Here is a 26,144-nt window from a genome sequence, read left to right on the forward strand (position 1 = left end):
TTCAGTACATTGGCATAGTCATCAATACACTGTTTGCTGCCGCATAATCTGTCTGACCTTTATTGCCATAAACAGATGCTATACTCGAAAATAAGACAACGAACTGACAGTCCGAACGTAGTTGTTCCGCCAATACGCGTAATGGTTTTACTTTGGTGTCAAAGACACGTCCAAAAGAACTGGTTGTTTTTGTTTGAACAGTTTATCTTCCAGCAAACCGGCACCATGGATAACACCATCGAGCTGTCCATATTGTTCATAAATCTGGTGGAGTAAGGCCGTTAATCCAGCCTCATCACAGAGATCCAATGATTCATAAACGACAGTGTTTCCTAGACGTTCCATATCGCGGATAGTCCGTAGGATCTGATTGTTCTTATAGATGCGAAGGGTCTCTTTCTCAATTTGTGCTGGTGCATGGAATAGTCCTGATTGAATAAGATTAGCTCTGATCTGTTCCTTGGAGGTCATTGTTTCCAGTTCTTTCGAGATCGGGATATCTTTTCTTGGGTCTGCTGACCTGCCCACAAGGATGTAAGTACAAGGGTAGGAGGCCGACATATGTTTTACCAATTCAGAAGTGATCCCCTGTCCACCGCCAAGTACAAGGACAACAGATTTTTGATCCAGCTGGATTTGCACTTCTTCGTTGCCTGTCGACAGTGGTGAAGGAATAATATCGAATGTATGACGTTGATCATTCTTGTAGATAACCTCAACGGTTTTATCGGTTGTCAAGATTTCTTTTAGTGCGATTTCAGCGATCTGATCTGTTTCCTGCGGTGTGCTTAAACTGATCAATCGACAGCTGGTCTGTTCAAACTCACGAGCTAAACTTTTAAACAGTCCCGGGTAACCCTGGTAGTGGCGTAAGGCATGTGTATCATTTGTTTTTTCGACATGTGCCGGAATATCAGAGATTAAATAAACCCATTTGGCCCTGTCCAGATCCATTTTTTTGATCAGATCAACTTGATCTATAATATTATGTTGTACTGTTGCTGAAAATATGTCGGAGATAATTAGCCCATCGAAGACAGCAAGATCATTTTCCGGATTGACCAATTCGGCGATAGCACCATGTTTTTCGAGCATGGTTTTGATGGCTAGTGTCTGTTGCCCATGATCAGGAGCAATGGCAAAACGTTTGCCTTGTAGAATTTCTGTATCTTGTGCTGAAGCAGCATCTGCTGGTGTCAGGTCAAAACGAAGTCTGGACAAGAGACTCTGCTCAGGAGCTGTATCGCTAACTTCACTGATCCAGGAAGCAAGGCCGTTAAGGGTTTTAATCGCGGCTAAGGTTTCCATTAGATCTTCGGCGTGTTCGAGATCCTCCCAAAACCAATTTTGGTCTTCAGTTCAGCAATGATTTCCATCCGTTTAATGGAGTCTATGCTCAAATCCGCTTCGAGGTCCAAATCCAATCCTAACATTTCTTTGGGATAACCGGTTTTTTCGCTGACGATATCCAGTATTGCTGTTTGTAATTCTGCAAGGGAGAGTGAAGACTTGTTTGTCGTTGCGCTTGCAGGTGTCGATACTGCTGCTGGAGTACTTGTTGCTGGTGCCGCTGTTGCGCCGCTGAATTCTGTTAACCAGGAAACCAGGCCATTTAAGGTTTTTATGGCAGCCAATTGTTCCATGATTGTATCTTCATTTGCATGATCGAACTTTAGTGTCCCAAGCTCTGTACGCAATGTTCCGATAATTTCCACCCGCTTGATTGAATCAATGCTGAGGTCGGCTTCCAGATCCATTTCCATACCCAACATCTCATGTGGATAACCGGTCTTGTCGCTTACTACCTGCAACAATAAAGTTTTAATGTCTTTGGTTGCTGTTTGTACAACTGTTGCGACAGCGGAATTTTCACTGAGAGCTGGTTGAATAGGAATCGGGTTAGAACGATCTGCAGTCACATTTGGTGCAGGGCTCGAATAGACAGGCATCGGTGTTACTTGAGGGTTTTGTCCCAAGAAGGAAAGCATAACATCACGTTGCGCCTGGATCAGCATTTTCATGCTGTTTAAATATTCTTGCAGCATACGCTCAGCAGCAGGTTGTGCTTCTGTTGTTGCAGCTATAGGGTTGTTAAGGTTGCTCATTTTAATGGGGCTTACTATTGGCAATGCGCCATTGACAGGTAGCGTTCCTGTCGTTGGATGTGCAGCTTGTCCATTGACACGCCAGATAGTAGGGTTTTTCTTATATAAGTTTGGTTGATCTAGCTGGATTGGTTGAATCTGACGGCCTTCAAAAAGTTTATCAATAGCGAAATTGCGACCAGTTCCCAAATATTGTGCAAGCATACAGAGTAGGTGCGTCAATTTGTTGCGGTTGCTATCCTCTACGTACAGGGTCAGTTGATCTTGCTCCAGACAAGATTTGGTCAGGCCCGTCAACACTTTACCTGGACCTACCTCAATAAATATCCGTGCGCCATCTGCATACATGGCCTGAAGCTCCTCAACAAAGCGGACAGGTTGAACCAGATGATCAGTCAGTCTTGCTTTTATTTCGGATACCGAAGTAGGATATAAGCTTGTTGTTGTGTTTGACCAGACCGGTAGTCGCATTTCTTGGAATGGAACATCCTTCAATACATTCGCATAAAGCTCTTTCGATCTAGCGACTAAAGGACTATGAAAAGCACAGGCCACCTCTAGCTTTTTAGCAGAGACACGTTCCTGTTTTAGCAGTTCCATGAGTTTCCCGATAGCGGCTGTGCTACCTGCAACAACACATTGTGTCGGAGAATTGTAATTCACCGGATAACAGCCTTCCACGCGATTGAGGAGTGCCTTCAACTGTTCCGCATTTGCGTTAACAGCAACCATGGTGCCGGGATCTCCATTTTCGACCGAATCCAGGATGGATTGAGCCCGCTTGCTGCTCAGTTCAACTAATTGTTCTTCGTCAAATACACCAGCGAAACACAATGCCGGTAATTCACCGTAACTATGGCCTGCCAGCATATCTGGGACGATACCCAATGACTGGAGGAATTTAGCTAAGGCTAAATCGACGATCCCCAAAAGTGGTTGCGCCAGACGTGTATCTTTAATGATTTCCTTTTGTTTTTTCAAAGAATCGGCATCAAAGGTAGTTGAGGGAAGACCACTTTTTCCAGTTCAGGATACTGGGCGATCAGCTTTCGCATTGCCGGAAATACCACAAAGAGATCACGGGCCATATTGATACGTTGACTACCTTGTCCCGGAAATAAGAATGCTGTTTTACCTTCGCGTTTATTGACTATAAAGGTGTCTTTGCTTTCAATACCAGATAACACCAATTCGATTTTCATCATTAGGTCTTCGGCTGTATCGGCAACAATGCTGAGCTGGATCTCTTTTTTAGAAGCAACAGCTAAGCTATAGGCGATATCTTCTAGCGGGAGGCTATCGTTAATATCTAACAGTGCTTTTACCTGACCCAATTGACCCTTAGCTTCGTCGTAGCTGTCGCCACGGAAAACAAATAGTTCCGATGGCCAAGATTGCAATGCAATTGTACTATCTTCCTGCGGATGATTCGCAATAACAGCGTGGAAATTTGTTCCACCAAAACCAAAGGCGCTGATGCCAGCATAACGTCTTTTTCTCCCCATAAACCTGTTTCGGCATGGAAAGCAAAAGGACTGGTTTGGGCATTATAATATGCATTCGGTTGTTGAAGGTGAAGTGTTGGTGGTTTTACACCATGAAATACAGCTAGGAAGCTTTGATTAAGCCTGCCAATCCGGCGGCACATTTTGTGTGACCGATCTGGGTTTTGACCGAACCTAAATGCGTTTGTGCTGGTAGGGCACCCGACCGGCTGAATAAATTGGTCAGCGCACTCAGTTCTGTTTTATCACCAACAACTGTTCCTGTACCATGCGCTTCAACCAAGCCAACGGATGCTGCGCTGATACCTGCTTGATTATAGGCACGTTCCAGTGCGCGTACCTGACCGATTTTTCGGGAGCGGTGAGGCCTAAGGCTTTACCATCACTGGATCCGCCCACGCCTTTGATAACCGAGTAGATGCGGTCGCCATCGCGTACAGCATCTTCGTAGCGTTTGAGCACCAATATCGCTACCCCTTCGCCAAGAGCAATTCCATCCGCATCACTGTCAAATGTAGCGCATCGTCCTTTACGTGATAGCGCATGTGTGCTGGAAAACATCAGGTAATCGTTGATTCCATTATGGAGATCCGCTCCACCCGCAAGCACCATATCCGATTTGCCCAGAATAAGTTCCTGACAGGCGAGGTCAATCGCTGCGAGGGATGAGGCGCAAGCAGCATCTACTGTAAAATTTCGGCCGCCGAGATCCAGTCTGTTCGTGATCCGGCCAGCGATAACATTTGCCAGTATACCAGGGAATGAATCTTCAGTGGTATGAGGCAATGCTTCCTTCACTTCTTCATGAAGTTCTCCGAATACCTGTTTGTAGTATCCTCTAAAGCTATAGCTATTGGCGAGGTCATTGCCACCTTCAGCACCGATGATCACGGAAATGTTTTCACGGTTGATTTGTTTTTCGCCATAACCGGCATCCTCCATGGCACGCTTGGCGACCAATAGCGTCAACAATTGTGTTGGTTCAATAGCTGCGAGCGATTGCGGTGGAATCCCGAAAGCTAAGGGATCAAAATCAATTTTCGGAATAAAACCACCCCATTTTGAGTGCGATACGTCCGGACCGTCTGCGTCAGGTTTATAGTAAATCTCTTTGTTCCAGCGTTCATCTGGAACTTCGGTAACGCTATCTTTTCCAAGGATAATATTGCGCCAAAATTCTTCCAGATTTTTGGCTCCCGGAAAATACACTCCATTCCGACAATGGCAACGTCCAACGGTTTTTCGCTGGAAAGTGGTTCTTCCGGTAATATTGCTTCATGGATATACTGCTGGTTGTCGATGCCGACATGTTGATGCAGCGCGTCTAGGGAGATCACCTTGTTCTGCATGGTTGCAATCTGGCCGATCATATACATACCCAGGTCCAGTTGTTCACTTTTCGGGATGTCGACCAATTTATCACCTTGACGGTCTACACCTTTAGCAGCAATACGTAAGCGGCCGACGTTTAATTTTTCGAGTTTTTCCCAGACTTCTTTTTTATCTACACCTGCAGCCAAGAGTTTGGATTTCTCCCGGTTGAAGTGTTGTGCAAAAGCCGTATTCAAGCAACGAGTTTCATGCCCTGGTGCTGTCTCCAGGAGGACAGTGTCCCTGGCTTGCATGGCTTGCAGCTGAAATTCTTCCTGAATTGCACCTGTACTTACAGCCTCTTGCGTATAAAGATATGCTGTTCCCATCAATACACCGACTTTTACGCCTCGCGCAGCTAAGGGAGCTGCCATGATAGAAACAAATGCTGTTGAGAAAGCATTGTGTATGCCGCCGGCAAAGAAAACACTGATCTGTTCGGGATGATCTTCTTTTAAGATACGTTCGATCTGTTTTTCCCAGAGCACAGTGCTCGAAAGAGGTCCTACGTGGCCACCGCATTCGCGACCTTCGAAAATGAAATTTTGACACCCTCCTTTAGAAACATGTCGAGCAGGGCAGGAGACGGTACGTGTAGAAACGTTGTTATGCCTGCTTTTTCAAATACCCTAGCCTGTGCAGGTCGACCACCGGCAATCAGGACAACAGGAGGTTTAGCTTCCAGGATATAGGCCGTCTGTTCTTCACGCAATTCCTGTGGTGCAAAGCCTAAGATTCCCACTCCCCAGGTTTTGTTTCCGGCGAGTTGTTTGGTTTCCATAACCAAGGTTTTGGCTTTTTCACCACGGAGCAGGGACAGGGCAACAAATGGGAGTGCTCCAGCTTCCGCTACGGCATTGGCAAAAGCAGGGACATCGCTAACACGGGTCATGGGACCCTGTGCGATCGGATAACGCAGGCCTAGTTGTTTCGCTAATACATTGTCACTGTCAATCGGTTGTAATGCTTTCGCCTGCTTTAAATGGCCGTACATGGCTTCCTTAAATCCGAAAATAAGCTTTTTCAGTGTTCTGAAATCTTCATAAAGATCGATGGCCAAGGAAATGTCTTGCCCCATCGGGATATAACTCGTAGTAGGATTCAGGTCGGTAAAATATGCTCGGAGTTCGGTCGTGTCAACCTGGTCCGATAACACTGGAGAGTTTGGTCGCACCAATACGCGATGGTTGGCAATGATCTTGGTTTCCGTCCCGTTTAATTTTCCACAGAGTGTTTTGAAGTCTTGGGAACTGAACTTTCAGGAAACAGCGCAAGTTGGCTGTCCAACACAATTCCAGTGGCACCGAGGGATTTTGCGGCAGCAGCGGTATGCAGACCTATGCCGCCCTGTACCCATACTGGTATGGACTGGATTTCTTTGATAATCCGTTGGAAGAGTACAAACGTGGATTCATATCCAACGAGACCTCCAGCTTCATTTCCTTTTATGATAATTCCTTTTGCGTTAAGCTGTTCCGCTTGTATGGCTTCTTCCAGACTACTGACCTGATACACTATAGACAGGTGCGGAGCTGTGGGAGCTGGGGTGCCAAAAGGAAGAATGACGACGCTTACTTTCTCCGGAATTTCAAGGGATAGAAGTTTATCATTTGGAAAATAAATTCCATAAGTAAATAGAGCAGTCTGATCAAGTTGATTCAGTGCTTCCTGAGCGTTGGCTAAGTCGTGTCCCAAACTTAGTACGGGAAATGCACCCGCTTGATAGAGTTTGGGCATGAGATTGACGTCAGGCTTTTCAAAAGGCGTTAATCCAATAATGGTTAAATTTTTCATGCATTGATGATCTTGAAAATATAATAGCAGGAGATCCATAACAAACATCAAAATCTTAGTGGTTTTGATAGGAGGGTTGTTATGGTAGAATAAAAGTAGTTAATTTCTATTATATTTTTAACAATAAAGGTAATTTGATAATGATTTTTAACAAAAAGTAGTAAATGCTTGAGTATTATTAACCAAGAGGCTACAAATTTATTGAAATTCAGTTGTATATCGTTTTTTAGGTCTGTGTTTCGAAAATAATAAATATTTTCTTATAGTTGTAATAACTAAAGGGATAATTTTATCTCATAAAGCTTTTTTGATTGTGTTTTATAATAATAGGTTGTCGTTTTCGATTTCTATATTATTTGTTTGCGATCCTTCTCGGCAGTTGTGAAGTGAATAAAGCGTATGAGCGCTTTGATTATCTTGCTTCCTGCATGACTTTTATATTTAACTATTTAATTAAATATGAATAATAGGTAATATCTTTCAATAGATCAGCTGATTAGTTTTATTTTTACATTTATGCTTGTAAGGAATGCCTAATAAGTGTATATTTGTGCCACACAAAACAAAGGTGATACCTTTTTCGGGGTGTAGCGTAGCCCGGTATCGCGCCACATTTGGGATGTGGAGGTCGTAGGTTCGAATCCTGCCACCCCGACTAAAAAGCTCTAATGAAAGTTAGGGCTTTTTTTGTTTCTAGGCGAGATGAGAACCTACGGCCTTTTGAGGAGCTGTGAGGTTCGATCCAAAGGAGGCTCAGGGTCGTGTTTGGGCATTGTGTGGCTGAACCAATCCTGCCACCCCGACTGAACCAATGTAATGTAAACAGCTTTTTTCATAGTCAACAGCCAATATAATTTTCCATCTTGTTGAGCAACACATTTGCTAAAATCATAAACTAGCGGCCCCTTTGATTACAAAGATATTTTGGCATCTATCCTAGGTGTTCTTGTAGGTTATTTAATTTGTACAGTATGTCAGTTTAAACGGACTTTTGGTGATAATCAATCCAATAACTCTGAACTGGGGAATTCCCAACTTGGCAAACTCCAGGATAGCTGAAATCTTGTTCTAAGAGTTTGGTTTCTTCATGTGTTGACTCGTAAATGAATGCACGATTTTTGCTTTTAATTTCATTCGGTTTCGGATCAGAAATTAAATATGGATATAAAGAATTCATGCGATGCTGTTTAAAGAGATTCATCTGGCGGGAATAAAATCAGGGAAAATTACCTTGGCCTTTCGTCAATGGAAACAGGCTGCTGTCAAAAGCGGGACGCTGTTGAAGACTTCGGTTGGTTTGGTTGAAATCGGTGCGATAGAAACGGTCGACGAATCCGTAATAACTGACCAAGAGGCCATGAGTGCTGGTTTTAAAGATAAAACTCAACTCTTAAAATCGTTCAGACAGCAATACTTGGCAACGATTTTCAGGACAGCTGTCCGTTATCACTCCGAAGACCCGCGGATTAAGTTGCGGGAGGGGACTGAACTCTCGGAGGAACAGTTCATGCAGTTGAAAATAAAAATAGCCCGCTTGGATACTGTTAGTAGACAGGGGCCATGGATAAGGTTAATCTTATCTGCCATAAGAGAAAATCCCAATCTACATGCGATCGGTATTGCGCGGTTACTGGGTTTTTGAAAAGGAATGGCTGAAACTAAATATTCGCAAGCTGAAAAACCTGGGTTTAACAATAAGCCACACCGTAGGGTACGAGATTTCACCTTTGGGTGAGCGGTTTATTCAACTGCTAGAAGCCGAGGAGCAGTAATTAAAGCTGATATAAACTAGACTGTTGTATGATCTTAATAATGAGGCTGCCCAGGCGCAGCCCATCGTTTTGATTTTCTTTACTGTATGGCTATAATACCTTATTCTGCTTCAGAAACAACTTATAGTTGTTCTGATGTTCGAAATAGGCAACCTGACCTTCATTTCCGATAAGGACAATGTAGGCCTTCGCTTTATCAACTTTTGATCCAGTATGTGGATCTATGGCATAGCGTACATTCTCATCTTTTGGGATTCTCTCTTTGCAATTTTCGCAACAGCCGTAATAGATCTTTCCATCCAAAGGTACCGCCAGTTGCTTTTTGCCCATAAATTCGTCATTGACCATACAGACCATATCCTGTGGGACCTGTTGTCCTTTTTCATAACCAAATTGCTTTTTTGCGTTACAGCTGGCAAAGCTGCATTGTTGTTTGTGTTTTCAGGACTGCCACAGCTTATTGCCAACGTAATTAATAAAGCTGAAAATAACATTGATCTTAACATTTTCATATATTTTCTATTTAATAGGTGTTCCCTCTGTGATTTCTTCGTTGGCCATTTTTATTAGCTGGTCACCCTCCGTGAGTTCGCCGAAAACTTCAATTTTATCATTGAGTATTCTTCCCTTGTTTACAGGAATAAACTTTGCGTTTCCACCGGCATTTTTGATGACATAGATTCCCATGTTGCCTTCGACCAATGCCGAACGTGGAATAAAGAAAGTTGCTTTGCTGTTTTTAAGCTGAACCTTTGCTTCGGCGACCATAAAAGGCTTAAGATCCGGATCGTTATTGACAAAGTCTGCTTCAAACTTTTCGGATCGTAACTTCATGTCCAGCGTACCACTTTTTCGGGTTATTGTTGCTTGGAAGTTCTTCTCCGGAAGTGCCCTTACCGTGAAGTTGACGGTGTCACCTATGGCTACATAGGGAACATGTGCTTCCGGAACCGATAGATTTAAACGGAGTTTAGATGAATTTTGGATGATAAGCAAAGGTGTTCCACCCATGGGGCCAACATAGGCGCCGATATCTGTATTTCGGGATGTAATGATACCACTGAAGGGTGCCCGTATAATTAAATACTGATTGATATCCTGTATTTCTGTATAGGCGGCCCGAGCGGCTTTTACACTGGCTTCGTCAGAAAGTTTTTGTGCCGTAATTTGATCCAGGGCATCGCGGGCAATAGCGCCCTTAGTCTGGTTTGCCCGAAACATACGATCGTAATTGGCTTTTGTTGCTGTATAAATCGCCTCTTGCGAAAGTATTTTGGCCTTTGCATTGGCTATTTGAGCCTGCAATTCGGGAGCTTCCAGCACCATTAGTATCTGCCCTTTGCTGACCTGCGAACCAATATCTACATGGATCGTCTTGACATAACTCTGCACCTTTGCAAACAATGCTGTCTCCTGATCAGGTTTTAGTTCGCCCGCCAGTTGTAGTGGAACAGTAGGATTCATTTTGGCAATCGGGATGGTCATCAAAGGCATGAACCCCATCTTCGTGGCTTTTGGGGTTTCCTTTGTGGTGCCGTTGTTCTCTTTTGTATTTTGGTCGCATGCGCTAAATAATAGCGCAATTGCTGGTAATATGATTGACTTAAATTTCATAAAGAATTAGATTTTTGTTTTAACAAAATGAATGCTTTCCTCATCTTCAGGATCCAAAGAAGGCGAGGTCGTTGTTGCTTTGTGCTGTATCCATACAAATACCAGCGGGAGGACGATGAGTACCGAGAAGGTTGAAAAAGAAGACCTCCGATAACAGCGCGTCCCAATGGCGAGACCTGGTCTCCACCTTCACCAAAACCGATAGCCATCGGTAACATCCCCGCAACCATGGCGATAGTTGTCATGATAATGGGACGGATGCGAAGCTTGGCGGCCTCAATAGCGGAGCTTATTGCATTTTGATTTTTCAGTCGTAGCGATTCTGCATTATTGATTAATAAGACCGCATTGGCAATCGAAACGCCGACAGACATAATGAGTCCCATATAAGATTGTAAGTTGAGTGTCGAACCGGTTAATTTTAATAATATCAACGCTCCAACGATCACGAAAGGAACTGTAGAGAGAATAACGAGTGATATCCGAAAGGACTGAAAAGTCGCTGTAAGCATCAAAAGATAACCACAACAGCAATCAATAGACCTGTAGCGAGATTACTCATCGTCTCATTCAGTACAGGTGCCATCCCCGCGACTTCAATATTGATACCTTTTGGTAATTCACCCAAAGATGCAATAGCGGCTTGAATGTCGTGCGAAGCCTTCCCCAGATCTTTTTATGCAGATTTGCGGCAACCGTGGTGTAGCCCATAGTTCCCAAATTATAGCTTTCACCAAGTTCTTTGGTTGCCGTAATTGTTGCGACATCGCCTAGCACGGGACGGTCTGCATTCTTAGAAAGTGTTAGATTCTCCAGTTCTTCTTTACTGTTTAAAATATTTTGTGGTGTTTGAACCTGCACATCGTAGGCAATTCCCATCATTCCACCGACCCAAAAATTCTTATTGGTATAGCGTGTGGATGCGGTAGCGGTGACCAATGACTTTGCGATATCTTGTGCATCGAGTCCCAGTTGTGCCGCCCTTGTCCGATCGATATTAATCTGTAGGGCTGGATAATCCATGGACTGGGGATCTGCTGGTCGCGCAGGTAGTCGATCTCCTTTAACTTTCCGAGAAGTTTTTGCGCATACATGCGATTCATCTTTTTCATCATCCCTGAGATCCGGATCTCGATAGGGGTATTGGTGCCCTGACTTAGTATTTTCTCAGTAAGTTCAATGGGTTCGAAAGAGAGCTGTATTTCCGGCATTTTTTCTTGAAAGTACTTTCTGAGTTCATCCTTTAATTCATCCGAATTACCTTTTAGCTTCTTCAATGCCACCTGCATCAATGCCTCGTGTGGCCCGGCATTGTATAAATAAATTGGGCTAACGGCGAAAGTAGAGGGGTGCTGACCGATAAAAACCGATGATATGGCAATATTATCAGGGCCTACTTTTTCCTTCAAAAGGGTTAGAAACTGCTTTACTTTTCCTTCAGTTACTTCGATACGCGTACCTTCAGGGGCTTTTATCCGTACCTGAAACTGACGGGAATTGACTGTAGGCAATACATCCTTACCAATTCCTGATATAAGAAAAAGCATGCTACCAATGCAAAAATCAAACTTAAGCTTACGATTATCTTGTGTTTGGCTACCAAGTTTGACAATAGATGCAGAAAGCGCTCACGAAAACGATCAAACCAATTTTTCTTATGTGCGGGATTATGACATGTTTCAGGATCATGTTTCATCATCCAATTGGCCATCACGGGTACAAAAGTCTGCGACAATAAAAACGAAACAATCATCGAAAATCCGATCGCCAGTGCAAGCGGCATAAACAATGCACCGGGAATACCGGTCATCATAAAAGCAGGAGCAAATACGGCCAGAATACAGAGCATGATCAAAAGTTTTGGAAAAGCAATTTCCTTACAGGCATCCCAGATTGCTTGGGCACGCGTTTTTCCCAGGGCAAAATGCTGGTGGATATTCTCGATGGTCACCGTACTTTCATCGACCAATATTCCAATAGCTAATGCTAGTCCCGATAAGGACATGATATTGAGGGTCTGTCCAAATAGCTTCAAAAATAAAACACCAGAAATAATCGAAATAGGGATGGTCATAATTACAATCAGCGCTGCCCTGCGGTCGTTCAGAAATAGGAGCACCATCAGACCGGTGAGGACAGCGCCCAGAATTCCTTCGATAACTAAGCTTTTCAAGGCATTGCTGATATAAACCGACTGGTCAAATTCGTACGAAATGCTGACATCGTCAGGCATATTTCGTTGGATTTCGGGCAAGCGTTCTTTAAGCTTATTGACAACATCCAGGGTCGAAGCATTTCCTGCTTTAGCGATATTAATATAAACCGATCTTTTTCCGTCAATCAGGGCATAACCTGTGGCGATATCAGCACCATCTTTTATGATTGCCACATCACGGATGTATACATTGTCTACTGTGTTTTTAAAGATTGGAATTTCCCCAGTTCTTCTATTTTCTTTACCGTATTGTTTGTCGGTGTCAGATAGTTTTTGTCACCGATATACACATTTCCGGAAGGAGAGGTGATGTTATTTCTACTGATGGCTTCAACAACCTGTTCCGGAGACAGGTTGTGCGCCCGCAGTTTGTAAGGATCTATGTTTACTTCGATTGTCCGTGGACTTCCGCCAAAAGGTGGAGCAGTTGTCAGTCCCGGTATCTTTATTAAGAATGGTCGCGCACTGAAGTTCGCGATATCCTGTAGTTGATTATTGGTTTTCGTATTGCTACGAAAGACCAGCTGACCGACAGGCTGGGAGGAAGCGTCAAAGCGGATGATGAAGGGTGGTGGCGCACCCGGAGGTAAAAATACCTGGGAACGATTGGATAATGCATTGATGGTTGCGATTGCTTCTCCCATATCAATACCCTCATAGAAAACAATTTTCATGAGTGTCAATCCCTGAGTATTCTTTGATTCTATACTCTTAATACCATTGGTAAACAGGAGCATGTTGACGTACATTTTGGTGAAATAACCTTCCATCTGCTGTGGGGTATAGCCGTTAAAAGAGTGGGCTACATAAACGACAGGCAGGTCCATTTCGGGTAGGATATCTACTTTAACATCTTTGGTTGCTTTGATACCAAAGAATAACAGGCCAATGACAATAACCATAATGGAAATTGGTTTTTGCAAGGCAAATTTGATGATATTCATAAAGGATAGACTTAAGATTGATGAATGAAAATATTGAAATCACCCTGCGCGGCGGCCAGCGATAGCAATGCCTGCCAAACATTATTCTGTGCAATTTCATAGTCGATCTCAGCTCTATTTAAACTATACAATGCCTGGGTATAATCAACCAGGGTTGTCAGTCCATTTTCATACAATGCATTATGCTGTTTGTAAGCAAGACTAGCAGCGGACAATTGGATTTCGGTTTCCCTGAAATTGTCAATGGCATTTTTAGCTGAGAATCGGCGAGGAGGGACTGCGCTATAAAATCTTTTTATGTTTTTCATATTCTCTCTGGATCGCCAGAGTATATAATTTTGCTCCCTGTTTTTGGTATCAAAACGGAAGATATTAGTCAGGTTCCAGCTGAATGAAACGCCAAGCAGATAGTTTGCTCGGTTTATACCCACTCCTTTAAAATAATTTGAAGAGTATGCTGAGTTATCCTGCATATAGTTCCAGTCGAAACCAGTGCCGCGTCCTTGTAGTACGCCAAAAGCGGAAACAGAGGGCATGCGATTGGATTTCAGGATTTCCTCGGTTTGTATGCTCTCGTTGATTTTGCTGTTTTGGAATAGCAGGAATGGATGTTTTTCCACGGAAGCTTCGTGTTGTACTACTTTCCTGTTCGGGATACTGGTATTATAGGTCGTATCCAGTTGATATGTTTTAAAATCATCATTTAACAAAATGGCGAGTTGTTTTGAGTACTCTAGTTCCTTGTCGTAGGATTTGATCTGAAGGGATTTTGCATTAGAAACTTCTGCTTTGGCCAATTGGGCATCTACATCAGCGATCAATCCACTTTCCGCTCTGGCGGTAGTCATTTCATAAAAAACCCGTGCACGGCCCAGGTTTTTTCCTGAACATATTTTATCCGTTGACTCGCCAGTAGATTCAGATAGGCGGCACTTGTTTTGATTTTGTGCTGAAAGATTTCCTGTGCAAGATCGGCCTCGGTTGTCTGTTCCTTTATTGAACCGAGGAGCACCTGATTTTTGATCCTTCCAAAGGTGTATACATTCCAGTTGACATTGGCAAAATAGAGCGATCCAAATGCGGCATTCCAATTTTGTTCCGCTAGGGGCATGGATGTTGCACCCGATGCAAGACCACCATAGGCATACATAGGACCATGTTGGGCATTTATTGTTCCAAAGCTCTGCTGTGCTGCTAAGGTGAGGTCTGGAAGATATTGTTGTTTTTGAAAGACAGTATGCTGTTTTGCTGCCGATGCAACAAATTGCTTTGATTTTATCTGGTCGTACTGTTCAACGGCACGTGTGAGGGCATCTTCGAGTTTTAAGGTCTGTGAAAAGCCATGTAGGCTCATTCCCCAGATTACACCCAATGATGCAATGAGTTTTAATTTCATCGAAAATAAAATTTGTGAGTAGACATCAAGAATTAAGGCGGTACCTGTTTAGGCACCACAAGCTTTTACAAGATGTGTGCTATCAAATTCGATAAGTACAATGAAGGATATAGAGCGGATTGCTCCAGATGGGGCTTTTTAAGGATAGATAAGTGAGGATTTGTCGTTATTGCTATTGATAAAAGATATATCAAATAGGGCACCCAGCAGTTGGTTGGGTATCGCCGAACCCCAGAATTTTACCGAAAAATCAAAGTGAGATTGCTTTTTTAGACTGTCGTTGAGTTTGACCAGTTTGGACTGATGTTTACAGCAGTCTTTCTTTTTCGTTTAATTTCTTGTCCTTTGAAGAGCAGATCGGGCAAGGTTTATTGTTGTCAGGGTTTTCAGTATTCGTCCAGCTGTACAGTTTTACAGATGTTCCTTTGCAAATATGCTGGTACTGTGTAAGGCCTAAGGCCAATACCGAATATATTATAGAAAGAAAGATGACGAGTAATTTTTTCACCTGTTTTTAATTTATCTGTTGAATTGCCGGTAAAATCGCCAGCATCATAGGGTGCTAGACAAATCGCAATGGCTTTACGTATCAGTGATGCAAATATATTTTTTTCTTTTAAAGGCTTATTTGTACAATTTCATCAAAGTTTTATAACATTTATAGCCCTATTATTCATCCCGCAGGCTATCAACGGGATTGGCTATTGCGGCCCGAAGCGCCTGCCAGCTTACTGTAACCAGTGCAATGCAGATTGCAATCAGTCCTGCCGCGACAAACATCCACCATTGGATGTTAATGCGGTAGGCAAAGTTTTCCAGCCATTTGTTCATAATCCACCAGGCAATAGGCGAGGCTATGAGTAAGGCTATTAGCACTGGTTTCATAAAATCTTTGGAAAGCAGTGCCACCACACCCGATATCGAGGCTCCCAGTACCTTGCGAATTCCGATTTCTTTATTTCGTTTGGTTGCTGTAAATGAGGCCAGTCCATATAACCCCAGGCAAGCAATAAATATGGCCAATCCCGCAAATAGACCAAGGATTCTTTGCTGCCTGATGTCTGTTTTATAAAGGGTGTCAAACTTCTGATCCAAAAAGTGTATTCAAAGGGATAAAGCGGAGCTGCTTTATTGAATGCGGCTTCGATTGTTTTCAATGCAGCGGGAAAGTCATTCGTATTCAATTTTATAACTACTGTTCGCAGGTCGTCGGATGGCGAAATAACAAGTGCATCCATGTTTTCTTTCAGGGAAAGGAAGTTGAAATCGTCCACGACACCAATGATGGTTCGGCGTGAAGAATCCCGGATTGTATTTCTTATCCATTTACCGATGGCTTGTTCGGGGTAAAACCAAGCTGTGTTGCTGCAGTACGGTTAATGAGTACTGCTTTGGTGGAGTCTGTTGGATATTGCATGGAAAAATCCCGCCCAGCAAGTATCTTCAGGCCTAAGGTACGGACAAATCCAAAGTCTGTAAATTCCGTTCTGGATTTCCATGACTCAGTATCCTTTCTCTCCACCTCAAAGTTATGGCTATCGAAAAAGCCCCCGGTTCGCCGGACATGAAAGAAACTGAGGCAATGTTGCTGTTGCTCAGCAATTCGTTTTTGAATGTATGCATGTTGCTGTACAGTTCATTATTATCCAATGGAATCACTATGCTTTGCTGATCATCATATCCCAACCCTCTTTCTTTTACATATTTCATCTGTTTTGTGATGATGGTGGTTCCGATAATAAGTAAAATGGAAATGCTGAACTGTAATACCACTAAAATCTGACGAAACAACGCTCCACCCTTGCCTAATTGCAGTTTACCCTTCAATGCCTGGATCGGAGAAAAGTCGATAGGTAAAAAGCCGGATAACTTCCTGCCAATAATCCAACTACAAAGATAATGGCGACCAAAAAGACATATATTGGCCAGGAATCCCAGGAAACCGTCAACGTGTATCCTAAGAGCTGATTGTAAATTGGCATCAGTAGTTGTAATATAGCAATGGAGAGCAAGCAAGATATAAAAGTCAATAGGAGAGATTCGCCTATGAATTGATAGGTCAGTTGTGTGCGTTGTGCCCCAGTACTTTCCTCAGGCCGACTTCTTTTGATCGGTCCACCGCTCGAATGGTGGAGAGGTTCATAAAATTGATACAAGCGATCACTAATATCAGGATAGCGATGGAAAGAAAGATGTATACGACTTTTTTGTCTCCATGTTTTACATCGTCGAATTGGCTGTGGGGTTCAAAATAAATGTCATATAATGGCGTGAGCGAAAGATCGAATTTAATGTTCATGAGATTGGAAACTGCTTTCATGTGTTTATCCATAAACTGTGGAAGCTTGCTTTCGAGCAGTTTTTTATCCGTATGCTCACCGAGTAGGACATATGTAAACATACTGTTGTTAATCCAGCCTTTAAACCACTCTTCTTTAGAATAGTTGGCGAGTGGTATGACCAGGTCAAAATCCAAATGTGAATTGGTGGGGACGTCTTTTGCGATACCTGTAACGGTAAGCTGTTTGTTTTTATCTAGCTTCAGCACTTTGCCTATCGGATTTTCATTGCCGAAGTATTTTTTAGCACTTGTTTCCGTGAGCACTACGCTAGCGGGATTCTGCAAAACAGTCTTTGCATTTCCCCTGATCAGGGAAGACTGAACAGATCAAAGAAATCAGAATCCGCTACATAGAGTTTTTTTCATTGAACGCGATATTATTAAAGGAAAACAATCCATTGGTCGGCATCACTCTTACCGCTTTCTTGATATCATCAGGATAATCTGTTAACAGTGCTGTGGCATAAGGGGGAGAGGTAAGGTACGCGCTCCTTCGAACTGTTAAAGCCACGCATTACCCGGTGAATCCGGTCGCCTTGGATATGAAATTTGTCCACACTGAATTGATTCACGATAAAAAGAAATATCATCAGGCACACCGTAATCCCTATTGTCAGGCCGAGAATATTGATAAACGAAAATACTTTATTTTTTTGCAGATTTCTCCATGCAATTGTGAAATAGCTCTTTATCATACTTTTTCTCTATTAGTGACTGTGTTTTAAACTTATATTCATCAACTAGTCCGACGAAATCGGTCATTCAACTATGGTATAAAATACGTTGTTCAATATTCAGACATTTTCAAATAGATTGCCAAATAGGTAAGTGTCTTTTAATGAATGTGTTGCTTTGTTTTTTATTTTGTTGACTGTTCATATTCGAACACCAGTTATTCATATTCGGACAGCTAAACAACTCCGTTTTAACGGACTTACGTCATGTTGACAATTAGATTTTGGTATAATACTTGTAAATGTACCCCAAAAATAAATTATGAGCATATTAAAAATGACTTTTAAAAATTGGATGCTGCTGTTGCTTGGAGTAATTGCGGTTGGAATGACATCTTGTAGTAAGGAAACTGTTGATAATATTGGCAGGGATGCAGCACTGAATATAATCCGTACCGGAAATTGGGAACGCTGGACTAAAACCGTTTCAGGAAATAGTGTCGCTGAGTTAAATGTGACCCGTGAAATGATGGAGCAGGGCGAGACACTTAATTTTGATAAAGATGGTGCCTGGCATAAGAAAAAAGATAAATCTGCGGTAGCTTACGACTACAGTATGCCTGATTCAAAAACAATGATTTTTGATGGTGTTGAATATAAGATTCAGGAAAATATTGTTTCTACAGTATCGAAGCTAACACTGGTTAATCAGCAGGGGGCGATTAAAACCACTATGATAATCAAAAGAAGTTGGTAATCAGGCGGGGCATAGATTCGAATCCTTTCACCTCGAGCATGTTTATAAAATAAAGTCAAAACCCTTCAAATTCATAAAATTTGAAGGGTTTTGTTTGTGAAGACATTACTTCGGGCTGTTGAAAGTTCTGGACATATCATTACAGTTGGCTATCAATTGTTTCTATTATAGGATATCAAAAGATAAATCGACTTGTCGTATCCAATAAAATGCAAAAGCGAAATTGACTTATTGAAATCTGTGCTGTGAAACTTTTTGTACCTTTAGCTAGTATAGCTAACCATATAAGTTCTTTTGGGATGGTCCGATAGAACGAAATATTATGAAAAATGAAAATACTATTGACTTTGTTATTGTTTGTAACCATAAACCTTTATGGACAAGACGCTATTTTGAATCAAAAAAGATAAAAACAAAATTCGATGATGCAATTTCGGTTTTGAACGTTGGGACATTTCATATGGGAGAGACTTCCGATGCAAATTCGCTAGCATTTGATGTGAATGATGAAAACAACAAAATAGAAATAAAGAAGTTGGCGAACATTCTAGCGAAATTTAAGCCTACCATAATTGTCATCGAATCTTTGCCCAAAAATGATCCTATAAGACAAGCAGATTATTTAGATTATATCGAAAATCCGGATAAAAAATTTCAAAAACCTGATGAAAGAGAACTGCTAGCGTATGAAGTTGGACGATTAAGTGGGGCAAAGAAAATTTATGGAATAGATTTTAAAGAGAGTTACAATTATAATATCGGCAGTAGTGTGAAAAATGCCATAGACAAAATCACGGTCAATAAGTATTGGAAGTTATACGAAGAAAATCAAAAAAACATTGTAAACGAGAAAATTTCGTTCTATGACTTGTTCAAATTGAATAACCACCCTCAATATTTAGAAAGTTTAATGAACATAAATGCTGATCTGCTGACTTATATCTCAAGTAAAGGGAATGCAGAAGGTGCCGATGAAGCTGCGAAATTTTATCATAGAAATTTGGTGATGTTTTCAAATTTTAATCAAATTCCTGTTGATAAAAATGACAGAATCTTTATATTAATGGGAGGGACACATACAGCTTTTTTATAGATTTTTTGAAAAGGAGCCCAAAATATAAACTTGAAAATATTTTTGACTATTTAAAATAAACCTTTTTTTCTTTTTTTTGAATTCCTACTGGATGGTTTAAACGAAAATAATCGACAATATTTTTGGAGTAATTTGTTCGTTGTAAATTTATTTATCAACGTATCAGTTGGTTAACGATATTGTTGAAAATAATTTTGAAAAAAATATTTTTAGTGTACTTTTGTGCCACACAAAACAAAGGTGATACCTTTTCGGGGTGTAGCGTAGCCCGGTATCGCGCCACATTTGGGATGTGGAGGTCGTAGGTTCGAATCCTGCCACCCCGACTAAAAAGCTCTAACGAAAGTTAGGGCTTTTTTTTGTTTCTAGGCGGACGAGACCTACGACCTCTTAAGGAGCTGCGATATTCGATCCGGAGGAGGCTCAGGGTCGTGTTTGGGCATTGTGTGGCTGAGCCAATCCTGCCACCCCGACTAAAAAGCTCTAACGAAAGTTAGGCTTTTTTTGTTTCTAGGCGGGACGAGACCTACGACCTCTTAAGGAGCTGCGAGGTTCGATCCGGAGGAGGCTCAGCCTCACAATGTTAAAGAGATTTCCGAATGATAACTTGAGTAGGATTGCGTTGGTTTAAAGTTTTCTTTTGAAGTACAGCCTTAGCTGCTGCTTTTCCCATCGCCCGAAAATCAGTAGATATTACCGTAATTCCCCCTCAAGGATCTCTTTGACGTCAGTATCATTATAGGAAATAAGGCCTATATCCTCGCCCAATGTAAATTCATGTTTTTTTGCCAATTTAATTATGGATACGTCATCCGAATCGTAGCGACTAAAGGTGATAAAGGCTGTATGCTTCTTAAACTTTGTCTCATCTACGTCTGGAATAATGTCATAATTGATGCTTGACTCTTCGCAGTATCGGACGAAACCATTGATGACATGTTCGGCATGTAAAGCTTCAGGATGTGCGATCAATATGATTCTTTGGTACTTTTGAATATTATTCTGCAATAAGGAAAGGCTGTTGTAAATATCGTATTCATAATCCTGATAGATAGCCGTATAATTTCCGGAGAGTCCCAATTGATTGTAGTCGATAATAATCCTTTTGTTCGGAGGTATGAGATTGATGATCGAAGATGGATCATCTTTCAGGAATGTAACAATAACAAAATGCGTATAGTTGTTGATGTTTTCGGTGATAATATTGCGAAAGACATTAAAGTTGTGATGATGAAAATAGACGTCGATCGCTGCGGTCCCCTTGGTCTCAACTAACAAAGATTGATAAATCTGTTCACGCATGGTATTCATTTTATCCAGAAGTAACAGGATGCGATAAGAATGCTCCACCTGTTTTTTCTTTACATAATAACCTTTACGATAGACAGACTCAATTATCCCTTTTTCGAGTAGATAATTAAGACCTTTCAAAACCGTCTCTTTGCTCATGCCGAGTTGGTCCTGCAATTGATTTAAAGAGGGAATACGGTCTCCAATATGTAGGTCGTTCTTTTCGATCAATGCATGAATGTGATCTACTAGTTGAAGATACTTCATGCGAGACCCCTTGCCTGTTTCGTTTGTAGTGGACATGTGATGAATAGTCATTTACGATAATAGAGTCAAACTTAGATAAACTTGTTTTTATATGCAAGTCTTGATATTATTCAGATAACGGAATAAGTTTGATGATTTTCTCCCCTTGAAGATATTCTCAAGAAGAAACTACATCTTTTTTAATTTTTTTTTTTTGCAGGGGCAAATATAATTTATACTTTTATAAAAGCAAACCAGTCTAGACCAGACTAGATTGCAACGAATAACTAATTATAAATACTATTATGACTCTATTTCATCTAAAGGCGGCTCTGCTTTTATTGGGGATTTTTTTCTAACGTTGTCCTCCTTTGGACAACAGCCCACTTCTGTCAAAGGAAGAGTGATGGATGTCGAAGGGCTTCCTTTGGTCGGAGTTACAGTATCTAATCAGTATAAAACTGTAACAACTTCCACAGACTCATTGGGTAATTTTTCGATATCGCCCATCTCTCAAGGTGAATTATTACTTTTTTCAATGGTTGGCTATGTTACTGTAAAACATGCGGCCAAATTGGATCGTCCTCAGAATATCCAGCTTTCACGAAGCGAACAGATACTCGATGATGTTGTTGTCATCGGCTATGGGACAACAACCAAACGCGATTTGACTGGAGCTGTAGGTCAAGCTAATTTGACAGATATGCGTAAAGCCCCTGTTGCCAATTTCGAGGAAGCCCTAGCCGGTCGGGTGGCTGGGGTTAAGGTAAGTTCAAATGATGGACAGCCGGGGCGGAACTCAATATCGTTATTCGGGGTAATAACTCGGTGACACAAGATAACTCTCCACTCTATGTCGTTGATGGATTTCCGGTTGAAACATCTGTTGGGAATACCATTAATCCCGAAGAGATTGAATCCTTGGAGGTGTTGAAGGATGCTTCTGCGACAGCGATTTATGGTGCTAGAGGAGCCAACGGGGTGATTCTTATTACTACCAAAAAGGTAAAGTTGGAACCCCGGTCATTAACTACAACGGTTGGGTAGGACTCAATCAGATCCTAAAAACGCAAGAACTGCTAAATCCATACGAATTTGTGAAATATCAATTGGAACAGAATCCCACCCTGTATACAAATATATACCTAAAGGATGGTAAAACCCTTGAAGATTATCGCAATATGGAGGGAATCAATTGGCAGGACAAAGTTTTTAGAAAAGCTGTTACCCACAACCATTCTATAGCGATACGTGGGGGCGATCGTACACGATATGCAATCTCTGGATCATTATTGGATCAGGATGGGATAATCCTAAACAGTGGATTTAATAAATATCAAGGAAGAGTAGTGTTGGATCAGACTATAAATAACAAATTGAAAGTAGGCTTGAATCTAAACTATACGGCCTTCAAACGATATGGTACCGTGGTGTCAGAATCTCAACCTAGCCCGACTGCGAGCCTGATGTATGGGCTCTGGGGGTTTCGACCGATCACTGGAAATGCGCTGACGGATGCTTCTTTGATAGACGATCTGTTTGATCCGGATATGGACCCAAGCTTAGGTACCGATTTACGGATCAATCCTTATCTCGCTGTGCAGAATGAGTATAATCCCCTGTTCAGTACAAATCTTGTTGCTAATGGTTATCTGGAATATAAATTGGGATCGGAGTTGACGTTTAGGGCTACTGGTGGCTATACGCGTATAAACCAACGACGGGAAGTATTCTTTAACTCAAAATCCAGAGCAGGACATCCCTTTTCAAACAATAAAGTAAATGGTTCTATTTGGAATAACGAAGTCACTAATCTATTAAATGAGAATACCCTGTCTTATGACAAGAAATTTAATGGGGGCATCGGCTAAAGGCGGTCGTCGGGTTCACTGTGCAAGATGTCCGAAATTATACCAACGGATTTACGTCCATTTTGGTACCCAATGAATCATTAGGTATTAAAGGCCTGGACGAAGGACAGATTACGATGGCGCCAGTGACTGACGCATCCAATGGACTGATATCTTATTTGGGGCGGGTTGATTATAATTATCGATCAAAGTATTTGCTGACACTGTCTTTCAGAAGTGACGGCTCCTCTAAATTTCCGAAATCCAACAGATGGGCTTATTTCCCTTCGGGATCTTTTGCGTGGCGATTGAAAGAGGAAAACTTTTTGAAACCGATCAAGATTATCAGTGATGCAAAATTGCGCGTAGGCATAGGTTCTACCGGAAATAATCGTGTATCAGAGTATGCATCACTAACGGCCTTACAGATGAATCCCGCTTCAGGCTACAGTGTAGGTAACAGTGCCGGTCAGGGAATGGTGCCGACGAATCTTGGAAATCCAAACTTAAAATGGGAGACCACCGTTCAAACCAATGTTGGTCTCGACCTCTCCCTACTCAAGAATAGAGTGTTCCTTACAACAGATTATTATCACAAGGAGACACGTGACCTATTATTGAATGCAACGTTGGCTCCCAGTATGGGATTCCTGACAGGTTTCAAAAATATTGGACGGGTATCTAACAGCGGTATCGAATTTACATTGGAGACCAAAAACATACAGGCTCCAAATTTCTCATGGAGTTCAAGTTTTAATATTGCATTTAATAAAAACAAAGTTCTTGAACTCAATGAAGGAGAGCCGAGTTTGGCAACACGTGTCACTTGGGGAAATTTCAATAATGCATATCCTTATATCGCAATACCAGGACAGCCAATAGCCTTGTTTTATGGGTATCTTTTTGATGGTGTCTATCAGTACGCAGATTTTGACCTCGTCAACGGAAACTATCTACTGAAAGCGGGGCAACCCAATAATGGAGTCCCCAGAGCAAGCATTAAACCAGGTGATATTCGCTTTAAGGATATCAATGGCGATGGACAGGTTGACAATTATGACCTGACAATAATAGGCAATCCAAATCCAAAACATATCGGCGGATTTAACAATAACTTCAATTATAAAAACTTCGATCTGAATGTTTTTTTACAATGGAGCTATGGTGGGGATATCTTAAATGCCAATCGCATTGAGTTTGAAGGCGGAGATCCTGTCGCTCGCGGTTTTCTGAATATGTTTGCTTCTTTTGCTGATCGTTGGACCCCGGAAAACCAGACCAATGCGCTATATCGTGTCGGCGGTCAGGGGCCAGCAGTGTATTCTTCCAGAACGATTGAGGATGGATCCTATTTACGACTCAAGACCCTGTCTTTAGGATATACTTTCAATGCTGATCAGCTCCGAAGATTACGAATGAAATCCATACGACTTTATGTCGCTGCACAAAATCTAGTTACATGGACAAAATATTCAGGGCTCGATCCCGAAGTGAGCACCCGTCCTGGAGCATTGACACCTTCGTTTGATTGGTCCGCTTATCCGCGCCCTCGTACGATGACAGTCGGAATTGACCTTAATTTTTAAACTAACCTTTGATCAAGATGAAACGCATTTTTATTTTTTCTATATGTATCGCTTGTTTAACCAGTTCATGTTCCAAATTGCTGGATAAAGAACCTGACTTTGTGACCACTGAAAAATATTTTCGAAATGAAAGCGAATTGATGAATAGTCTCAATGGAGTCTATAACAGGCTGATTGACACCTATGGGCGGATGTATAGCCGTGGGCTTTTTAGCTATCTTGTCGTTAGTGATGAGGCCTATTTCAAGAATATATCAATCAACAATATTCGAGTGATGGTCATGGACGCAGCTGATTTGGACATTACTAGATTATGGGAAACCTTATACGAAGGGATAAATAGAGCAAATCTATTATTGGAAAATGTTGATCGTGTAGAGATGGATATCACCAAAAGAAACGCCATCAAGGGCGAAGCACTCTTTATGCGCGGATATTACTATTATATCCTAACCGATTTCTTTGGAAAAGTTCCTTTAAAACTATCTTCTACCCAGTCTCCCAACGACCCTTACCCAGCTCAGGCGACCCTGGCGGCTTTGTATACGCAAATTGTAAAAGATATGCAGGAAGCGGAAAACCTGGTTTACGAAAGTGGAGTAGTGGCTAATGAAAGAGTGTGCAAAACGGCTGTTCAGGCCGTACTAGCCCGTGTGTTTCTAAAAATGGCGGGACAGCCCCTCAATGATCACGCTCGCTATCAAAATGTTATCGAATATACGGATAAAGTGATTGCTTCAGGAAAGCATCAGCTCAATCCCAATTATAAGCAAATATTTATCAATCATTCACAAGATATCAATGAGCCGAAAGAATGCCTTTGGGAAGTTGGCATGTTTGGAAATAAGATCGGAAACATCGATCAGGCTGGTATGGTTGGTATTGAGAACGGTATCGAATGTCCCGATGAACGTATTGGGTATTCAGGCGGAGCAATGCGGATTACAGCCAAATTATACGATTTGTTTGGTCAGAAAGATACAATGCGGCGCGATTGGAGTATCAGCCCTTACCGATTTGTGACCACGGCGGAGTTACGCAAAAACAATATTATAGTGCAGCTCAACTTTATGATCGAAACCCTGGAAAATGGAGACGGGAGTATGAGACTGGTACCAAAGTAAGAAGTGCCAATTCAACCAATTTTCCAATTATAAGGTATAGCGATGTATTACTAATGAAAGCTGAGGCAGAAAATGAGGTCAACGAATCCCCGACTGCAGCCGCCTATGAAGCAATCAATCAAGTGCGTAGGAGAGCTTTTGGTAAGGCGTTAAATGAGGTTAATGGAGATAGTGATGCGCCTAGCGGAATGGATAAAATAGCCTTTCTAGACTATATAAAAGACGAACGCCTGCGTGAATTTTGTTTCGAGGGTATCCGGAGACATGATCTAATTCGTTGGGGAATTTATATGCCCACTATGAATGCCTTGGGACGCGATATTTCAGTCAATGCACCTGCGGCACATCGATATGGTGGTAATGCTGGCCTGAACACGACGGAGAGAAATGTGCTGTTTCCCATACCAAATACAGAGATAACCATTAATAAACAGATTGTCCAAAATCCAGGTTGGTAAATCTGGTGG

At 41.8% G+C, this 26,144-nt stretch carries 28 protein-coding genes, 2 tRNA genes and 3 pseudogenes; 11 read left to right on the forward strand and 22 right to left on the reverse strand.

Annotation, left to right across the window (positions count from 1 at the left end; all coding sequences use genetic code 11):
* Position 1: 1 nt before the first annotated feature.
* The 8 genes and pseudogenes from KUH03_RS26405 to KUH03_RS26440 form a co-directional block, all read right to left on the reverse strand.
* A pseudogene (locus tag KUH03_RS26405) lies at positions 2-1,308 on the reverse strand (SDR family NAD(P)-dependent oxidoreductase).
* Positions 1,308-3,086 carry an acyltransferase domain-containing protein gene (locus KUH03_RS26410; protein ID WP_257087484.1) on the reverse strand — a complete coding sequence of 593 codons (1,779 nt, stop codon included), beginning with the start codon at positions 3,084-3,086 and terminating at the stop codon, positions 1,308-1,310. The pseudogene KUH03_RS26405 and the gene KUH03_RS26410 overlap by 1 nt, the downstream one beginning before the upstream one ends.
* Entirely contained in the window at positions 3,083-3,610 is a 528-nt protein-coding gene (locus tag KUH03_RS26415; protein WP_257087485.1) for a hypothetical protein, read from the reverse strand. The genes KUH03_RS26410 and KUH03_RS26415 overlap by 4 nt, the downstream gene beginning before the upstream one ends.
* A 103-nt stretch (positions 3,611-3,713) precedes the next feature.
* Positions 3,714-3,959: a hypothetical protein gene (locus KUH03_RS26420; RefSeq protein WP_306429805.1), complete on the reverse strand. Its 246-nt coding sequence runs from the start codon at positions 3,957-3,959 to the stop codon at positions 3,714-3,716.
* Positions 3,842-4,819 (reverse strand): polyketide synthase, encoded by a 978-nt coding sequence (locus KUH03_RS26425; protein ID WP_257087486.1) that lies wholly within the window; start codon positions 4,817-4,819, stop codon positions 3,842-3,844. The genes KUH03_RS26420 and KUH03_RS26425 overlap by 118 nt, the downstream gene beginning before the upstream one ends.
* A gap of 320 nt (positions 4,820-5,139) precedes the next feature.
* Positions 5,140-5,520, reverse strand: a pseudogene (locus tag KUH03_RS26430) (hypothetical protein); the annotation flags it as partial.
* Complete coding sequence (locus tag KUH03_RS26435; RefSeq protein ID WP_257087487.1) at positions 5,487-6,059, reverse strand: hypothetical protein; 573 nt, start codon at positions 6,057-6,059, stop codon at positions 5,487-5,489. The pseudogene KUH03_RS26430 and the gene KUH03_RS26435, both read right to left, overlap by 34 nt.
* Before the next feature lie 137 nt (positions 6,060-6,196).
* Complete coding sequence (locus KUH03_RS26440) at positions 6,197-6,775, reverse strand: nitronate monooxygenase (RefSeq protein ID WP_257087488.1); 579 nt, start codon at positions 6,773-6,775, stop codon at positions 6,197-6,199.
* Positions 6,776-7,356: 581 nt separating this feature from the next.
* Between KUH03_RS26440 and KUH03_RS26445 the strand changes: the two genes are divergently transcribed.
* Together KUH03_RS26445 and KUH03_RS26450 are read left to right on the forward strand one after the other, a co-directional pair.
* Positions 7,357-7,430 (forward strand) — tRNA-Pro (locus KUH03_RS26445).
* Between the two features lie 525 nt (positions 7,431-7,955).
* Positions 7,956-8,417, forward strand: a complete 462-nt coding sequence (locus KUH03_RS26450) for a hypothetical protein (protein ID WP_257087489.1) — start codon at positions 7,956-7,958, stop codon at positions 8,415-8,417.
* 220 nt (positions 8,418-8,637) lie between these two features.
* Here the strand turns inward: KUH03_RS26450 and KUH03_RS26455 are convergent, their stop codons facing one another.
* The 13 genes and pseudogenes from KUH03_RS26455 to KUH03_RS26515 form a co-directional block, all read right to left on the reverse strand.
* A complete protein-coding gene (locus tag KUH03_RS26455; protein WP_257087490.1) occupies positions 8,638-8,904 on the reverse strand; it encodes a hypothetical protein in 267 nt (88 codons plus the stop codon).
* A 162-nt stretch (positions 8,905-9,066) separates the two neighbouring features.
* Entirely contained in the window at positions 9,067-10,161 is a 1,095-nt protein-coding gene (locus tag KUH03_RS26460; RefSeq protein ID WP_257087491.1) for an efflux RND transporter periplasmic adaptor subunit, read from the reverse strand.
* Positions 10,158-10,673: an efflux RND transporter permease subunit gene (locus tag KUH03_RS26465; RefSeq protein ID WP_257087492.1), complete on the reverse strand. Its 516-nt coding sequence runs from the start codon at positions 10,671-10,673 to the stop codon at positions 10,158-10,160. The genes KUH03_RS26460 and KUH03_RS26465 overlap by 4 nt, the downstream gene beginning before the upstream one ends.
* A gap of 58 nt (positions 10,674-10,731) precedes the next feature.
* A complete protein-coding gene (locus tag KUH03_RS26470) occupies positions 10,732-11,157 on the reverse strand; it encodes a hypothetical protein (RefSeq protein ID WP_257097324.1) in 426 nt (141 codons plus the stop codon).
* Positions 11,040-12,550 (reverse strand): annotated as a pseudogene (locus KUH03_RS49195) (efflux RND transporter permease subunit). The gene KUH03_RS26470 and the pseudogene KUH03_RS49195 overlap by 118 nt, the downstream one beginning before the upstream one ends.
* A gap of 20 nt (positions 12,551-12,570) precedes the next feature.
* Positions 12,571-13,320 carry an efflux RND transporter permease subunit gene (locus KUH03_RS26485; RefSeq protein ID WP_257087495.1) on the reverse strand — a complete coding sequence of 250 codons (750 nt, stop codon included), beginning with the start codon at positions 13,318-13,320 and terminating at the stop codon, positions 12,571-12,573.
* Positions 13,321-13,331: 11 nt separating this feature from the next.
* On the reverse strand, positions 13,332-14,168 hold the full coding sequence (locus KUH03_RS26490) for a TolC family protein (RefSeq protein ID WP_257087496.1): 837 nt from the start codon (positions 14,166-14,168) through the stop codon (positions 13,332-13,334).
* Entirely contained in the window at positions 14,165-14,716 is a 552-nt protein-coding gene (locus KUH03_RS26495; protein ID WP_257087497.1) for a TolC family protein, read from the reverse strand. Before KUH03_RS26495 ends, KUH03_RS26490 begins: the two co-directional genes overlap by 4 nt.
* 307 nt (positions 14,717-15,023) lie before the next feature.
* Positions 15,024-15,224 carry a hypothetical protein gene (locus KUH03_RS26500; RefSeq protein WP_257087498.1) on the reverse strand — a complete coding sequence of 67 codons (201 nt, stop codon included), beginning with the start codon at positions 15,222-15,224 and terminating at the stop codon, positions 15,024-15,026.
* Positions 15,225-15,385: 161 nt separating this feature from the next.
* On the reverse strand, positions 15,386-15,811 hold the full coding sequence (locus KUH03_RS26505; RefSeq protein WP_257087499.1) for an ABC transporter permease: 426 nt from the start codon (positions 15,809-15,811) through the stop codon (positions 15,386-15,388).
* A gap of 354 nt (positions 15,812-16,165) precedes the next feature.
* On the reverse strand, positions 16,166-16,543 hold the full coding sequence (locus KUH03_RS26510; RefSeq protein ID WP_257087500.1) for a hypothetical protein: 378 nt from the start codon (positions 16,541-16,543) through the stop codon (positions 16,166-16,168).
* Positions 16,540-16,872, reverse strand: coding sequence for an ABC transporter permease (locus KUH03_RS46790; RefSeq protein WP_306429182.1), 333 nt, complete (start codon positions 16,870-16,872; stop codon positions 16,540-16,542). Before KUH03_RS46790 ends, KUH03_RS26510 begins: the two co-directional genes overlap by 4 nt.
* The gene (locus KUH03_RS26515) at positions 16,776-17,342 is read right to left on the reverse strand and encodes an ABC transporter permease (protein WP_257087501.1); all 567 of its coding nucleotides are present in this window, start codon (positions 17,340-17,342) and stop codon (positions 16,776-16,778) included. Before KUH03_RS26515 ends, KUH03_RS46790 begins: the two co-directional genes overlap by 97 nt.
* 711 nt (positions 17,343-18,053) lie before the next feature.
* Between KUH03_RS26515 and KUH03_RS26520 the strand changes: the two genes are divergently transcribed.
* The 3 genes from KUH03_RS26520 (at position 18,054) to KUH03_RS26530 (ending at position 19,907) form a co-directional block, all read left to right on the forward strand.
* Positions 18,054-18,488 (forward strand): hypothetical protein, encoded by a 435-nt coding sequence (locus KUH03_RS26520; RefSeq protein ID WP_257087502.1) that lies wholly within the window; start codon positions 18,054-18,056, stop codon positions 18,486-18,488.
* Between the two features lie 322 nt (positions 18,489-18,810).
* Complete coding sequence (locus KUH03_RS26525) at positions 18,811-19,581, forward strand: DUF5694 domain-containing protein (RefSeq protein WP_257087503.1); 771 nt, start codon at positions 18,811-18,813, stop codon at positions 19,579-19,581.
* Positions 19,582-19,833: 252 nt separating this feature from the next.
* Positions 19,834-19,907 (forward strand) — tRNA-Pro (locus KUH03_RS26530).
* A 367-nt stretch (positions 19,908-20,274) separates the two neighbouring features.
* On the opposite strand, the gene KUH03_RS26535 is transcribed toward KUH03_RS26530, so the two are convergent.
* Complete coding sequence (locus KUH03_RS26535; protein WP_257087504.1) at positions 20,275-21,138, reverse strand: winged helix-turn-helix domain-containing protein; 864 nt, start codon at positions 21,136-21,138, stop codon at positions 20,275-20,277.
* A gap of 340 nt (positions 21,139-21,478) precedes the next feature.
* Here KUH03_RS26535 and KUH03_RS26540 point away from each other — a divergent pair, with 340 nt between their 5' ends.
* From KUH03_RS26540 to KUH03_RS26565, 6 genes are read left to right on the forward strand one after another with little or no spacing between them, the layout of a single operon-like run.
* Positions 21,479-21,949: a carboxypeptidase-like regulatory domain-containing protein gene (locus KUH03_RS26540; RefSeq protein ID WP_257087505.1), complete on the forward strand. Its 471-nt coding sequence runs from the start codon at positions 21,479-21,481 to the stop codon at positions 21,947-21,949.
* Positions 21,946-22,164 carry a TonB-dependent receptor plug domain-containing protein gene (locus KUH03_RS26545; RefSeq protein ID WP_257087506.1) on the forward strand — a complete coding sequence of 73 codons (219 nt, stop codon included), beginning with the start codon at positions 21,946-21,948 and terminating at the stop codon, positions 22,162-22,164. The genes KUH03_RS26540 and KUH03_RS26545 overlap by 4 nt, the downstream gene beginning before the upstream one ends.
* Positions 22,165-22,214: 50 nt before the next feature.
* Positions 22,215-22,988 carry a hypothetical protein gene (locus KUH03_RS26550; protein ID WP_257087507.1) on the forward strand — a complete coding sequence of 258 codons (774 nt, stop codon included), beginning with the start codon at positions 22,215-22,217 and terminating at the stop codon, positions 22,986-22,988.
* A gap of 20 nt (positions 22,989-23,008) precedes the next feature.
* The gene (locus KUH03_RS26555; RefSeq protein ID WP_257087508.1) at positions 23,009-24,553 is read left to right on the forward strand and encodes a SusC/RagA family TonB-linked outer membrane protein; all 1,545 of its coding nucleotides are present in this window, start codon (positions 23,009-23,011) and stop codon (positions 24,551-24,553) included.
* 17 nt (positions 24,554-24,570) lie between these two features.
* A complete protein-coding gene (locus KUH03_RS26560; protein ID WP_257087509.1) occupies positions 24,571-25,677 on the forward strand; it encodes a RagB/SusD family nutrient uptake outer membrane protein in 1,107 nt (368 codons plus the stop codon).
* Positions 25,569-26,135, forward strand: coding sequence for a RagB/SusD family nutrient uptake outer membrane protein (locus KUH03_RS26565; protein WP_257097325.1), 567 nt, complete (start codon positions 25,569-25,571; stop codon positions 26,133-26,135). The genes KUH03_RS26560 and KUH03_RS26565 overlap by 109 nt, the downstream gene beginning before the upstream one ends.
* The last annotated feature ends 9 nt before the right edge of the window (positions 26,136-26,144 follow it).

Source organism: Sphingobacterium sp. E70 (assembly GCF_019285695.1).
In the GTDB taxonomy this organism is placed as follows: Bacteria; Bacteroidota; Bacteroidia; order Sphingobacteriales; family Sphingobacteriaceae; genus Sphingobacterium; species Sphingobacterium detergens.